At 33.2% G+C, this 13,310-nt stretch carries 11 protein-coding genes; 8 read left to right on the forward strand and 3 right to left on the reverse strand.

Translation table 11 applies throughout. The features are described from left to right. Positions 1-20 precede the first annotated feature (20 nt). Positions 21-1,718: a lysine--tRNA ligase gene (gene lysS / locus HNQ03_RS04690; RefSeq protein WP_173778507.1), complete on the reverse strand. Its 1,698-nt coding sequence runs from the start codon at positions 1,716-1,718 to the stop codon at positions 21-23. Positions 1,719-1,942: 224 nt separating this feature from the next. On the opposite strand from lysS, the gene HNQ03_RS04695 reads away from it, so the two are divergent. From HNQ03_RS04695 to HNQ03_RS04710, 4 genes are all read left to right on the forward strand, one after another. Then, complete coding sequence (locus tag HNQ03_RS04695; protein WP_173778508.1) at positions 1,943-2,302, forward strand: hypothetical protein; 360 nt, start codon at positions 1,943-1,945, stop codon at positions 2,300-2,302. 121 nt (positions 2,303-2,423) lie between these two features. Then, positions 2,424-5,594 carry an efflux RND transporter permease subunit gene (locus HNQ03_RS04700; RefSeq protein WP_173778509.1) on the forward strand — a complete coding sequence of 1,057 codons (3,171 nt, stop codon included), beginning with the start codon at positions 2,424-2,426 and terminating at the stop codon, positions 5,592-5,594. 296 nt (positions 5,595-5,890) lie between these two features. Beyond that, positions 5,891-7,114 (forward strand): TolC family protein, encoded by a 1,224-nt coding sequence (locus tag HNQ03_RS04705; protein WP_173778510.1) that lies wholly within the window; start codon positions 5,891-5,893, stop codon positions 7,112-7,114. Positions 7,115-7,118: 4 nt separating this feature from the next. Next, positions 7,119-8,249: an efflux RND transporter periplasmic adaptor subunit gene (locus HNQ03_RS04710; RefSeq protein WP_173778511.1), complete on the forward strand. Its 1,131-nt coding sequence runs from the start codon at positions 7,119-7,121 to the stop codon at positions 8,247-8,249. Positions 8,250-8,311: 62 nt separating this feature from the next. On the opposite strand, the gene HNQ03_RS04715 is transcribed toward HNQ03_RS04710, so the two are convergent. Together HNQ03_RS04715 and HNQ03_RS04720 are read right to left on the reverse strand one after the other, a co-directional pair. Then, entirely contained in the window at positions 8,312-8,722 is a 411-nt protein-coding gene (locus HNQ03_RS04715) for a c-type cytochrome (protein WP_226927426.1), read from the reverse strand. 18 nt (positions 8,723-8,740) lie between these two features. After that, positions 8,741-8,944: a hypothetical protein gene (locus HNQ03_RS04720; RefSeq protein WP_173778512.1), complete on the reverse strand. Its 204-nt coding sequence runs from the start codon at positions 8,942-8,944 to the stop codon at positions 8,741-8,743. Between the two features lie 363 nt (positions 8,945-9,307). Here HNQ03_RS04720 and HNQ03_RS04725 point away from each other — a divergent pair, with 363 nt between their 5' ends. From HNQ03_RS04725 to trpC, 4 genes are all read left to right on the forward strand, one after another. After that, a complete protein-coding gene (locus HNQ03_RS04725; protein ID WP_173778513.1) occupies positions 9,308-10,729 on the forward strand; it encodes an anthranilate synthase component I family protein in 1,422 nt (473 codons plus the stop codon). Positions 10,730-10,826: 97 nt separating this feature from the next. Next, on the forward strand, positions 10,827-11,396 hold the full coding sequence (locus HNQ03_RS04730; RefSeq protein WP_173778514.1) for an anthranilate synthase component II: 570 nt from the start codon (positions 10,827-10,829) through the stop codon (positions 11,394-11,396). Position 11,397: 1 nt separating this feature from the next. Next, complete coding sequence (gene trpD / locus HNQ03_RS04735; protein WP_173778515.1) at positions 11,398-12,384, forward strand: anthranilate phosphoribosyltransferase; 987 nt, start codon at positions 11,398-11,400, stop codon at positions 12,382-12,384. A gap of 137 nt (positions 12,385-12,521) precedes the next feature. After that, positions 12,522-13,301 (forward strand): indole-3-glycerol phosphate synthase TrpC, encoded by a 780-nt coding sequence (gene trpC / locus HNQ03_RS04740; protein ID WP_173778516.1) that lies wholly within the window; start codon positions 12,522-12,524, stop codon positions 13,299-13,301. The last annotated feature ends 9 nt before the right edge of the window (positions 13,302-13,310 follow it).

Consider the following 13,310-nt stretch of genomic DNA (forward strand, 5'->3'; position numbering starts at 1 on the left):
TGTCCTCAAATTTATTTTCCTTACACCAACTTCATCCAAACCACATCATCAATCTTCTCCACTTTCACCAAATTTCCTTTTGTTAAAATTTTAGAAGATTTATCCCATTTTTTACCAGAAAGTTTAGATTGTTCTTTCACTTCAGAAAGCATCATTGCTTCGCCAGATTTCAATATTTCGAGGATTAATTTTTCATCTTCTTCTAAAACAATGCTTTGAACCACCTTTTCCGGACGCATTTGTGGGAAGAATAACACTTCTTGAATGGATGGATTGTTTGTCAAAAACATGATTAATCTATCCATTCCAATTCCTAAACCAGAAGTTGGCGGCATTCCGTATTCCAAAGCACGAAGGAAATCTTCGTCAATAAAGCCAGTTGCTTCATCGTCGCCTTTTTCGGCTAATTTTAATTGCTCTTCAAATCGCTCCCTTTGGTCGATAGGATCATTTAATTCTGAATATGCATTGGCTATTTCTTTTCCACAAACCATGAGTTCAAAACGCTCTGTCAATCCTTCTTTGCTTCTATGTTTTTTGGTTAAAGGCGACATTTCTATCGGGTAATCTGTGATAAAAGTTGGTTGAATGAAGTTACCTTCGCATTTCTCACCAAAAATTTCATCAATTAATTTTCCTTTACCCATCGTTTCATTTACCTCAATTCCAGCAGATTTAGCAAATTCGAAAAGTTCTTGTTCAGATTTTCCGGTAATATCAAAACCTGTAAATTTAATAATTGCATCCGTCATAGAAACTCTTGGATACGGCGCTTTCCAACTGATTGTATGTTCGCAGAAAGTAGATTCGGATTGTCCATTTACTTCATTTGCGCAGAATTCTAACAATTTCTCGGTGAAATCCATCATCCAGTTGTAATCTTTGTAGGCTACGTAAATTTCCATCGCCGTAAATTCTGGATTGTGGGTTCTATCCATTCCTTCATTTCTAAAGTTTTTGGAAAATTCGTAAACACCATCAAAACCTCCAACAATCAATCTTTTTAGATATAATTCATTCGCAATTCTTAAATACAAAGGAATATCTAACGCGTTGTGATGCGTCATGAAAGGTCTTGCTGCAGCTCCACCAGGAATGGATTGTAGAATAGGTGTTTCAACCTCAAAATAACCAGCCTCATTGAAAAAATTTCGCATTGCATTGAACAATTTTGTTCTTTTTACAAAAATTTCTTTCACTTGCGGATTCACAATTAAATCTACATAACGCTGTCTGTAGCGTAATTCTGCATCATTAAAAGCATCGTAAACTTTTCCATTTTCATCGGTTTTAGCTTGCGGAAGCGGACGTAAAGTTTTGGTTAGAAGTGTGAAATTCGTCACTTTTACCGTCATTTCTCCAACTTGCGTGTTGAACAATTCTCCTTCAATTCCGATAATGTCACCAATATCTAAAAGATGCTTGTAGACATCGTTATAAAGCGATTTATCTTCGCCAGTACAAATTTCGTCTCTATTGAAATATACTTGAATTTTTCCGTCTGAATCTTGTAATTCTGCAAAACTTGCTTTTCCTTGTATTCTTCGGCTCATCAATCTACCTGCAATCTTCACCTTTTTCCCTTCGGAAAATTGTTCTTTTATAGATTTTGTAGAATCGGTGATTGTATATTCTTCCGCCGGAAAAGCGTTGATGCCCAATTCATTTAGTTTAGATAATTTTTCTCTACGGATAATTTCTTGTTCGGATAACTGCATATTGCTTGCTAATTTTAAGACTGCAAATTTAGTGATTTTTTAGCAAAAAACTGCAGGCTTAATTTCCATTAAAAACGGGTTTTAATTTTTTCAATGGGACTTTCATCTAAATTTTAAACCAAAAGCCATTTTTCTATTTAAATTGATTACAAATTAAGTGATTTCTATTTTTGAATTAAAATTTTTAATAATTTTGTGTTGTGAAAAAATGGCTAATTTATTTTATGATGTTCACGTATCTTACTTCCTTTAGTGAATTGCGTCAGCTTGTGAAATTGCCAAATCTTATCGAACATTACATTCAACATAAAAATGCGAACGTAAACTTATCTGCTTACGATTTTTTTAAAATGCATTATCTTGATGAACAGAAAAAAGATAAAGATTATAATCAAGATATGCAATTGCCCTTCAAAAAGCATGATTTTTCCAGTATTTCCATCGCATTAAATATTCCCCCAGAAAAACAATATTATCAAATACAACTGCATTCTATTTATGTAGATGATTCTTCTAACTTCCCTTATTCTGAGAAATTTTATCCTTCTATTTTCCAAACAATTTGGGAACCTCCTAAAATTTAATTGATCAACTTATCGTGTTTCATTGTGTCAAAATTTAATAAATTTTGATCAAAGCAAGTTATCTTTAACTTAAGCATTTTCGGGTTTTAAACTCAAAAATTGCGCACAAATACTTTACAAAATGCTCAATAAAATTATAGAATTTTCTATAAAAAATAAACTGATTATCATATTAATGACGCTTGGTTTAATTATTTATGGACTCTTCGAACTCAAAAAATTACCCATAGATGCGGTTCCAGATATTACGGACAATCAAGTTCAAATCATCACGGTTTCCCCAAGTTTGGGTGCTCCAGATATCGAAAGATTCATCACTTTCCCACTAGAACAAATTAACAATAACATCCAAGGAATCAAAGAAATGCGAAGTTTTTCGCGCTTTGGTCTTTCGGTAATTACCATTGTTTTCAAAGATGACGTAGATTTATATTTGGCTCGTCAACAAGTTGCAGAACGGCTTCAGCAAGTTTCAAAAGATATTCCTACCAATTTGGGTGTTCCACAAATGGCGCCAATTTCCACAGGTTTAGGCGAAATTTATCAATACGTTGTTCGGCCGAAAATCGGTTTTGAACACCGTTACAATGCAATGGAATTACGCACCATTCAAGATTGGATTGTTCGCAGACAATTACTCGGAACACCAGGTGTGGCAGATGTTGCCAGTTTTGGGGGAAATTTAAAACAATATGAAGTTGCCGTAAATCCCGCCATTTTAAAATCAATGGGTGTTACGATAACGGAAGTTTTCGCCGCTCTTCAAAAAAATAATCAAAATACTGGTGGCGCTTATATCGAAAAAGGACCAAGTGTTTTATTTATTAGAACGGAAGGTATGATGAGTAAAATTCCTGATATTGAAAACACGGTTGTTAAAAATCTTCCAGATGGAACGCCAATTCTCATCAAAAACATTGGAAAAGTGCAATATGGAAAAGCAATTCGCTATGGTGCAATGACTTACAACGGAAAAGGCGAAGTTGCAGGTGCAGTGGTAATGATGATGAAAGGTGCTAATTCTAACGAAGTTATTGCCGACGTAAAAGAAAGGATTGCAGAAATTCAAAAAACCCTACCAGAAGGTGTGAAAATAGAACCTTTTCTAGACCGTACAAAAATGGTGAATAATGCCATCGGAACCGTGAGTAAAAATTTATTAGAAGGCGCATTAATCGTGGTTTTCGTCTTGGTTTTGTTTCTTGGGAATTTCCGAGCAGGTTTGTTGGTGGCTTCCGTAATTCCATTAGCAATGCTTTTTGCCATTATTATGATGAATATTTTCGGCGTTTCTGGTAATTTAATGAGTTTAGGAGCTTTAGATTTCGGGCTAATTGTAGATGGAGCCGTCATTATTGTCGAAGCCATTTTACACAGATTCAAACATTTAAATAAATTTCAAGATCAAAAAATTTCTCAAGAAATGATGGATAATGAAGTCTATACTTCTTCTAGTACCATGATGAATTCTGCGGTTTTTGGGCAAATAATTATTTTAATCGTTTACTTACCGATTCTTACTTTGCAAGGCATCGAAGGAAAAATGTTTAAACCAATGGCGCAAACCGTAATTTTCGCTTTGTTGGGCGCATTTATTCTATCGCTTACATATATTCCGATGATGAGTTCTATCTTCTTGTCTAAAAAAATAGATTTGAAGAAAAACTTTTCAGATAAAATGATGGAAAAAGTAGAATCTTTTTACCACAAAACCCTACAAAAAGTTCTGAAAATTCCTAATATAATATTCTTTTGCGTTGTTGGTTTATTTTTCGTCTCTCTCTTCGTGATGTCCAGATTAGGTGGTGAATTTATTCCATCACTTCAAGAAGGAGATTTTGCCGTCGATACGAGAGTTTTGCCCGGCAGTAATTTAAAAACTTCTACGGAAGCGGTTCTAAAATCACAGCGAATTTTACTCAAAAAATTCCCAGAAATAGAAAAAATTGTGGGAAAAACAGGAAGCAGCGAAATCCCAACCGATCCGATGCCAATTGATGCAAGTGATTTGATGATTATCTTAAAACCTCGTGCAGAATGGACTTCCGCAAAAACCTACGACGAACTCGCAGAAAAAATGTCGGCAGAACTAAAGAAAAATCTAGTTGGTGTTACGTATTCCTTCCAATATCCCGTTGCAATGCGCTTCAACGAATTGATGACCGGAGCAAGACAAGATGTGGTTTGCAAAATTTATGGCGAAAATTTAGATACATTAAAACTATATTCCGAAAAATTAGGAGAGATTTCTAAAAAAATAGAGGGCGCACAAAACATTTATGTAGAACCCATTTCGGGAATGCCGCAAATCGTAATTTCTTACAAAAGAGATGCACTTTCGCAATTTGGTTTAAATGTAGAAGACGTGAATAACATTGTAAACACAGCATTTGCAGGGCAATCTACAGGTTCAGTTTTCGAAGGCGAGAAAAAATTCGATTTGGTGGTTCGTTTAGATGGCGAACAAAGAAAAAATGTGGAAGATGTGAACAATTTACTTATTTCCACACCTTCAGGTATAGAAATTCCTTTAAGTTCGGTCGCTTCGGTTGAACTAAAAGAAAGCGTCAACCAAATTCAACGAGAAAATGCGCAACGCAGAATTATTGTAGGTTTTAATGTGAGAAATCGCGATATACAGTCTACTGTAGAAGATTTGCAAAAAGTGGTAGAAAAAGATTTCAAACTTCCACCTGGCTATTCCATTACATATGGAGGAACTTTTGAAAATCTACAACAAGCCAATTCTAGACTAATGATCGCAGTTCCCATCAGTTTATTGCTTATTTTATTGATGTTGTATTTCGCTTTCAAATCTGTAAAATATGGTTTGCTCATTTTCTCGGCAATTCCACTTTCTATGATTGGCGGAATTCTCTCGCTTTGGATTCGAGATATGAATTTCAGTATTTCTGCAGGAGTTGGCTTTATTGCGCTTTTCGGTGTAGCTGTTTTAAATGGAATCGTTTTAATCGCAGAATTCAACCGTCAAAAAGAAACAAATTCAGACCTAAAAGAAGTCGTGAAAATTGGTGGAAAAACCAGATTAAGACCAGTTTTAATGACTGCTCTAGTTGCTTCACTCGGTTTTTTACCAATGGCAATCAGCACTGGAGAAGGCGCAGAAGTTCAAAGACCTTTAGCAACTGTAGTTATAGGTGGTTTACTTTTAGCAACTTTCCTCACGCTCTATTTACTGCCAATCATGTACATCTGGTTTGAAGAACATTTCTCAAATAAAAGTGAAAAAATTGTAGCAGTAACGAACGAAGAAGATGGGTATGATGAGTAGTTTTTGGGCAGCAATTTCCGCCTTCCGTTCCCGCTTTTTTTATTGGTAGCTTCGACAAGCTCAGCCACCAATAAAAAAGAGCTTCACTCAAGTCGGGCTGCAAAGTATCGCTAAATAGAAACATTATTTAAACCCACGAAATCACAAATTAAATAAAAAAAAGAGTAATTAATAAATTCAAAAAATAACACAAAGTTTTTAAAATCTGTAGATTTTCACTCTATGAACTCTCATTTTTGGCTTAATACAATACTTCTTTGTGACTTTGTGGTTAAAAAAAATTTAAATAAATAAAAATGAAACAACATATAAAAATAATAGCAATCTTTTCCGTTTTAATCGGAATCCATGCAAAATCGCAAACGCCTATTTCCTTAGAAAATGCCTACGGAAAAGCATTTAAAAATAATTTAAATCTAAAAAACGGACAACTGCGAATAGATTATCAAGACAAAATAAAAAATTCTCACGCCGTTATCGAACCACTAAATATTTCTGGCGAAATCGGGCAATTCGTTTCTGCTTATACAGATACCAAATTTTCGGTAAATCAAGCTTTAAAATTACCCGGGTTTTATAAAACTCAAAAACAAGTTTTAATAGAAGAATGGAAAAATTCTATGTTAAATTTAGATGTTCAAAAATGGCAATTGAAAAGAGAAATCGCTTTGGTTTGCAATGAACTCAACTATATCAATGAAAAAGAAAAACTACTTATAAAAGCCGATTCCATTTATACCAATTATTACAAACGTGCTGAACTTCGTTTGAAAAAAGGAGAAAGCAATATATTGGAAAAAACCACGGCAGAAAATTATAGAAGTCAAGCAGAAATTCAATTATCAAATTTGAAAAAGGATAGAGAAATTGCTCTTTATCAATTTAATTATTTAATAAATGATGAAACAATTTACACCAATCAAAATTCCAATTTCTATCTATTAAATATAGAAAATTTTGATTTGAATTATGCAGGAAATCCTAATATATTAAAACAATTAGAGCAGCAAAAAGCAATAGAACTCGCTAAATTGCAGGCTGAAAAATCTAAACTTTTGCCGACTTTCAATATTGGTTACAACAATTCTAGCATGTTCGGAACTGGTGCAGACAATCAATTTTACGAGAGATCCGCACGTTTTCATTCTGGAATCCTTGGCGTTGGAATCCCAATTTTTAATGGCGCTCAAAAATCAATGATTGAAGGTCAGAAAATTAATCAACTCATCGCCGAAAACAATTATGAAATCGGATCTAAAAATTTGAAAAACCAATATGTAATGCTTTTTGGAGAATATGAAAAATTAAAAACCGAAACCGATTATTATAAAACTAATGGTCTGAAAAACGCCGAAACCATTATGAAAACAGCGAACCGTTTGTATTACGAAGGCGAAATCAACTATTTAGAATGGTCTATTTTAATCAACCAAAGTTTAGAAATTGAAAATAAATTCATCGATTCTCAAAAATTGCTGAATGAAAAAACAATTCAACTCAATAATTTAACTCAATTATAAAAAAATGAAAACAAAATATATAAAAATTCTAGTCGCACTTTTGATTCTTAATTCTTGTTCCGAAGAAAAAACCACTGAAAAGGAGGTGTTTGCTGTAGTTGAAAATCAGGTAAGTCTTACAGATTTACAAATAAAAAATGCCGCAATAGAAACCAATTTTTTAAATAAGCTAGATATTGCCAATAAAATTTTGGTGAACGGCCAAATAGACGTTCCACCACAAGGAATGGCAAGCGTTTCGGCGCCAAGTGGCGGATACGTGAAGGTTTCTAAATTTATGCCCGGAAATTTTGTGCAAAAAGGGCAAACTCTTGCAATTCTAGAAAATCCAGAATTGGTGCAACTGCAACAAGATTATATGCTGGCAAAATCTAATCTACAATATGCTCAACAAGATTTTTCTCGCCAAAAAGATTTGAATGCAAACAAAGCGAGCTCTGATAAAGTAACCCAAAAAGCTTTTAATGAAAATAAAAATCAGAACATCATCATGAAAAGTACAGCTCAAAATTTATCAGCAATGGGCATTAACCCAAGTTCTATAACGCCAAATAATATTCGCCGAACGTTCGCAGTAGTATCACCAATATCTGGTTATATTTCTACTGTAAACGTAAATATCGGACAATACGTTTCGCCGATGGATAAAATGTTTGACGTTGTAAATACGGGAGATATTCACCTAGCATTAAAGGTTTTCGAGAAAGATTTGGCAAAGATAAAGCCAGGTCAGAAAGTATTTGGTTTCACCAACCAAGATCCTTCCAAAAAGTATGAGGGTCGTGTATTCATTATCGGGAAAGATTTTTCTGCAGATAGAAGTGTTTTGGTTCATTGCCATTTTGTAGATGAAAATTTAGGTTTGTTGCCAGGTACTTTTATGAATGCAGAAATAGAATCAGATTCAGAAAATGGCATCGTGATTCCAGAAGATGCTATCGTAACTTGGGAAGAAAAACAATATATTTTTGAAGAAGTGAAGCCAAAAACCTACAAAATGTTTCCCGTTCAGATAGGAAATTCTGAAAATGGTAATGTAGAAATTTTGAATTTCAAACCAGAATTCAAAAGCAAAAAATTTGTGACAAAAGGTGCTTATCAATTGCTGATGGCACTAAAAAATGTAGAAGAATAAAAAATTAAAAAACCCTTTTAGCATAAACTAAAAGGGTTTTTATAAATCAATTTAGATAAAAACTATTTCTTAGTACTCAAAATATAGTAAACCATTTTCTGTGAATTTTCTTGAGACAATCCATTATGTGCTGCCATTGGAACAGCTCCCCAAACTCCACTTCCACCATCTACAATTTTTTTAGCAAGATAATTTAAATCTTTGTAGTCGTATTTCTTAGCAACATCTACATAAGACGGGCCAATCATTGTTTCATTTAATTTATGACAACCCAAACAATCTGCCTTTTCTATTAAAACTTTACCTTCGGCTGCTAATTTTAGCGTATCAATCGGTTTTGCTACTTCTTGAATTTTAGGAGCTTCCGTATAAGTATCAAAAGTTGGTGCTCCTTGAATACTAACATTTTCTTTTTCAGAACATGCCATAATCAAAGGTAAAATACAGATACATTTTAAAATTTTATACGTCATGATTATTAATATTAGTTTTTATTTTGCAGAATCTACTTTCACTGCAGTAGAATCTTGCGCTACTACTACTCCATCAGAAGGTTTTGCAGTCGCTGTAGAATCCATTGTTTCTACTTTTGGTTCTGGTAGCATCACATTAGATTCTACACCATCATCCGTTTTATTACCACAACTAACTACTGCTAAACTTGCTACAAAGGCAATTGCCAACATTTTTTTCATTTTTAATTTATTTTACAACAAAAATGCCGCTTTTATTTTATAAAATCAAATTATAACAAGAAAAATTTTAAAATTTTACAACGTAAATCATTTTTTTAAAATTAATTCAAATATGTATTAGAATAATTCAAAAACATTTATATATTTGTCGCTAGAAAAAAAGAATCAGATAATTTAAAATTCCCATTTCTTTTTTTTTACAATATTTTATACTCATGAATTTATTAACAAACAATACTTGGTGGTGGCATTCAAACTTTTATAGAGTCTGAATAAAATCTTGTATGCTGTTTGTAAAAACATATAAAAGACTTTGACGAGACTCGTTGAAGTCTTTTTTTTATCCAAAATTTAAAAATAATTATGCAATTTAACACTACTATAAATATAAAAACTACCGTAAAATCAGTAATGAGCGATCTTTTCACGCCTATTGGCATTTATCTAAGACTTAGGGATAAATACCGAGATACAATTCTGCTAGAAAGTGCTGGAAACCAAAACACAGACAACAATTTTTCTTTTATCGCTATCAACGCAATTGCTGGTATAGAAATTAGAAATCATGATGAAGCAGAAGTTAAATTTCCGCTCGATCATCCAAAAAAAATTGCTTTAAAAAATGAAAAATTAAGCGAAATTCTGCGAAATTTCTCTAATTGTTTTATTTGTGAAGAACCTTCTAAAGAAATTGGAAAATCTGCGCAAGGTTTTTTTGGGTACACCAGTTATGATGCCATTCCTTTCTTTGAAAATATTCAATTTAAAGAGCAATCTGAGGAAAATATAATTCCACTTTTGCGCTATCGTTTATATCAATATGTAATTGCTATCAACCATCACAACGATGAGATGTTCATCATTGAAAATAGAATTGAAGGTTTAAAATCCAACATTTATGAAATTGAAAACCTTATCAATCAAAAAAACGCACCCATTTTTCCATTTGAAAAAATAGACAATGAAACTTCTAATCTCGAAGATGAAGAATACCGAGAATTGGTAGAAATTGCGAAGAAACACTGTTTCCGTGGAGATGTTTTTCAAATGGTGTTAAGCAGAAGATTTGAACAAAAATTTAATGGAGATGAATTTAATGTTTATCGCGCTTTACGTCATATCAATCCTTCACCTTATTTATTTTATTTCGATTATGGCGATTATAAATTAATGGGTTCTAGTCCAGAAAGTCAATTGATTATTAAAAACGGAAAAGCCATCATACATCCAATTGCAGGAACTTTTAAAAGAACGGGCGAAATTCAAAAAGATTTAGAAGCTGCGGAAGAATTGAAAAAAGATGCAAAAGAAAATGCCGAACATACGATGCTTGTAGATTTGGCAAGAAACGATTTGAGTATTTGCGGAAAAAACACCACCGTTACAAAACTGAAAGAAGTTCAATTTTTTTCTCACGTCATCCATTTAGTGAGCGAAGTAACTGCAGATGTTCAAGAGAATCAAAATCCATATGAGATGATTGCAACCACCTTTCCACAAGGAACTTTAAGTGGCGCACCAAAATACAAAGCAATGCAATTGATAGATGGTTACGAAAAAACTTCGCGTTCCTATTATGGAGGAAGCATCGGTTTTGTAGGTTTTGATGGAAGTTGCAACCAAGCGATTATGATTCGCACTTTCTTAAGCAAAAACAACACACTTTATTACCAAGCTGGTGCAGGAATTGTGGCAAAATCTACGGCAGAAAACGAATTGCAAGAAGTAAATAATAAACTGAATGCTTTGAAAATGGCCATTAAAAAAGCCGAAACAATATATTAATGTACCAGTATAACAATGTAACAGTGCAGCAATTTGCTCTATTAAATTAATTGGTAAACTGTTCAACTATTACATTGTTACATTAAAAAAAAAATTTATGAAAATATTAGTCCTAGATAATTACGATAGCTTCACCTATAATTTAGTTCAAATGATTGAGCAAATTTTGGGCGAAAAAGTGGATGTTTTCCGAAATGATCAAATTAGTTTGGAGGAAATTGAAAAGTACGATAAAATAATACTTTCGCCCGGTCCTGGAATTCCAGAAGAAGCTGGAATTTTAATTGAATTAATTAAAAAATACGCAGCTACAAAATCTATATTAGGTGTTTGCCTTGGTCAACAAGCAATAGCAGAAGCGTTTGGCGGAAGTTTAATCAATCTTTCCGAAATTTTCCACGGTGTTGCAACCAATGCAAAAGCTACCAAATCCGAAGCTAAACTTCTTCGGAATTTACCCGAAAATCTGGAAGTTGGAAGATACCATAGTTGGGCTGTAAATCCGGAAGGTTTTCCCGCAGAACTTGAAATCACTTCAATAGATTCCAGCGGAATGATCATGTCTTTGCAGCATAAAACTTACGATGTTCATGCAGTTCAATACCATCCAGAAAGTATTTTAACACCGAAGGGAAAGCAGATTATAGAAAATTTTTTACAAGATTAAAATGAAAGAAATATTACAATACTTATTTGATCATCAAACGTTGAGCAAAGCAGAAGCAAAATCAATTTTGTTTGAAATTTCCAAAAATATTTTTAATGAAATAGAAGTAACCTCATTCGTTTCTGTATTTCTAATGCGAAGTATTACGCTTCCAGAATTAGAAGGTTTCACCGAAGCTCTCATTCAATTGGCACCAAAAATAGATCTCGGAACAGACGATTTGGTAGATATTGTGGGAACTGGCGGAGATGGAAAAAACTCTTTCAACATCTCAACTTTAGCAAGTCTAGTTGTTGCAGGAACAGGTCAGAAAGTGGCTAAACACGGCAATTATGCAGCTTCTGCAATTAGCGGAGCGTCTAATGTACTAGAAAATTTGGGCTATCAGTTCAAAGAAACGGAAGAAGATTTGAAAAAAGATTTAGAAAAAGGAAATTTTTGCTATTTGCACGCGCCAATTTTCCACACTTCTTTAAAATCTATTGCACCAATGCGAAAAAATATAGGTTTAAAGACTTTTTTCAACTTATTGGGACCGCTAATTAATCCTGCGCATCCAAAATACACCATGATTGGCGTTGCAAATCTAGAAATTGCCAGAATTTATCAATATTTGCTTCAAAAGAAGAAATCTGAGTTTTTGTTGGTGCATTCTTTAGATGGTTACGATGAAATTAGCTTAACAAGCGACACCAAAATTATAGACAGACGCGGCGAAAAAATATTTTCTGCAGAAGAATTAATGTTCAAAAATATAGAGCCAGAAACTATATTTGGTGGCGAAAATACCAACGAAGCAGCAAAAATTTTCAAAAATATTTTGGAAGGTAAAGGTACTTACGAGCAAAACGCTGTAGTTTTAGCAAATGCAGCCATGGCTTTAAAAAATACCAGAAAATATGGTGAATATGAAGATTGTTTGATGATCGCAAAAGCAAGTTTGACGGAAGGAAAAGCACTGGAATGTTTGCAAAACATTAGTAATTAATTTACTTATGGCGCCAATTCCCGCCCTCCATTCCCGCTTTTTTTATTGCCGACTTCGGCAAGCTCAGTCACCAATTAAAAAGAGCTTCATTCAGGTCGGGGCGCAAACTCTTTATCAATAAAAGATCATATATAAAAATGAATATTCTAGACAAAATAATTGACAATAAAAAACAAGAAATTTCAAAATTAAAAAAGGAAATTTCTCTACAAGAACTCAAAGATTCCGTTTATTTCGAACGAAATACCTTCTCTTTAAAAGAAACTTTGAAATCCAAAACAGGAATTATTGCAGAATTTAAACGCCAATCGCCAAGCAAAGGAATCATCAATGAAAAAGCAGACGTTTTGGATGTAGCAAAAGCTTACGAAAAGTTTGGAGCCAGCGCAATTTCCATCTTAACCGATGAACAATTTTTTGGTGGAAATTTAGAAGATATCTTAAAAGTAAGAAATGAAATTTCAATTCCCATCTTGAGAAAAGATTTCATGGTAGACGAATACCAATTTTATGAAGCAAAAGCAAATGGTGCAGATGTAATTTTATTAATAGCAAGTTGCCTTTCCGTTGCACAAGTTGAAGAATTTACAGAACTTTCTCACGAACTTGGCTTGGAGGTTTTACTAGAAATACATACAGAAGATGAGTTGAATCATTTTAATATAAATGTAGATTTAGTAGGAATTAACAATCGAAATTTGAAAGATTTTAAGGTAGATTTGCAGCATTCTGTCAATTTAAAAAACCTTCTACCAAAGGAAACTTTAGCTATCGCAGAAAGTGGAATTTATTCTTTAGACGATTTCAATTTTTTAAAGGAAAAAGGATTTGACGGCTTTTTAATGGGTGAATATTTTATGAGAAATGAAAAACCAGCTGCCGCTTTTGACGAATTTATTTTAAATATTTCCAATTAATATATCGCT

The sequence above is a fragment of the Frigoriflavimonas asaccharolytica genome, assembly GCF_013294015.1.
GTDB classification, from domain to species: Bacteria; Bacteroidota; Bacteroidia; order Flavobacteriales; family Weeksellaceae; genus Frigoriflavimonas; species Frigoriflavimonas asaccharolytica.

Coding starts and splice junctions, on each gene's coding strand:
- lysS (WP_173778507.1), bottom strand. CDS start 1,718: ATGCAGTTATCCGAACAAGAAATTATCCGTAGAGAAAAATTATCTAAA.
- HNQ03_RS04695 (WP_173778508.1), top strand. CDS start 1,943: ATGATGTTCACGTATCTTACTTCCTTTAGTGAATTGCGTCAGCTTGTG.
- HNQ03_RS04700 (WP_173778509.1), top strand. CDS start 2,424: ATGCTCAATAAAATTATAGAATTTTCTATAAAAAATAAACTGATTATC.
- HNQ03_RS04705 (WP_173778510.1), top strand. CDS start 5,891: ATGAAACAACATATAAAAATAATAGCAATCTTTTCCGTTTTAATCGGA.
- HNQ03_RS04710 (WP_173778511.1), top strand. CDS start 7,119: ATGAAAACAAAATATATAAAAATTCTAGTCGCACTTTTGATTCTTAAT.
- HNQ03_RS04715 (WP_226927426.1), bottom strand. CDS start 8,722: ATGACGTATAAAATTTTAAAATGTATCTGTATTTTACCTTTGATTATG.
- HNQ03_RS04720 (WP_173778512.1), bottom strand. CDS start 8,944: ATGAAAAAAATGTTGGCAATTGCCTTTGTAGCAAGTTTAGCAGTAGTT.
- HNQ03_RS04725 (WP_173778513.1), top strand. CDS start 9,308: ATGCAATTTAACACTACTATAAATATAAAAACTACCGTAAAATCAGTA.
- HNQ03_RS04730 (WP_173778514.1), top strand. CDS start 10,827: ATGAAAATATTAGTCCTAGATAATTACGATAGCTTCACCTATAATTTA.
- trpD (WP_173778515.1), top strand. CDS start 11,398: ATGAAAGAAATATTACAATACTTATTTGATCATCAAACGTTGAGCAAA.
- trpC (WP_173778516.1), top strand. CDS start 12,522: ATGAATATTCTAGACAAAATAATTGACAATAAAAAACAAGAAATTTCA.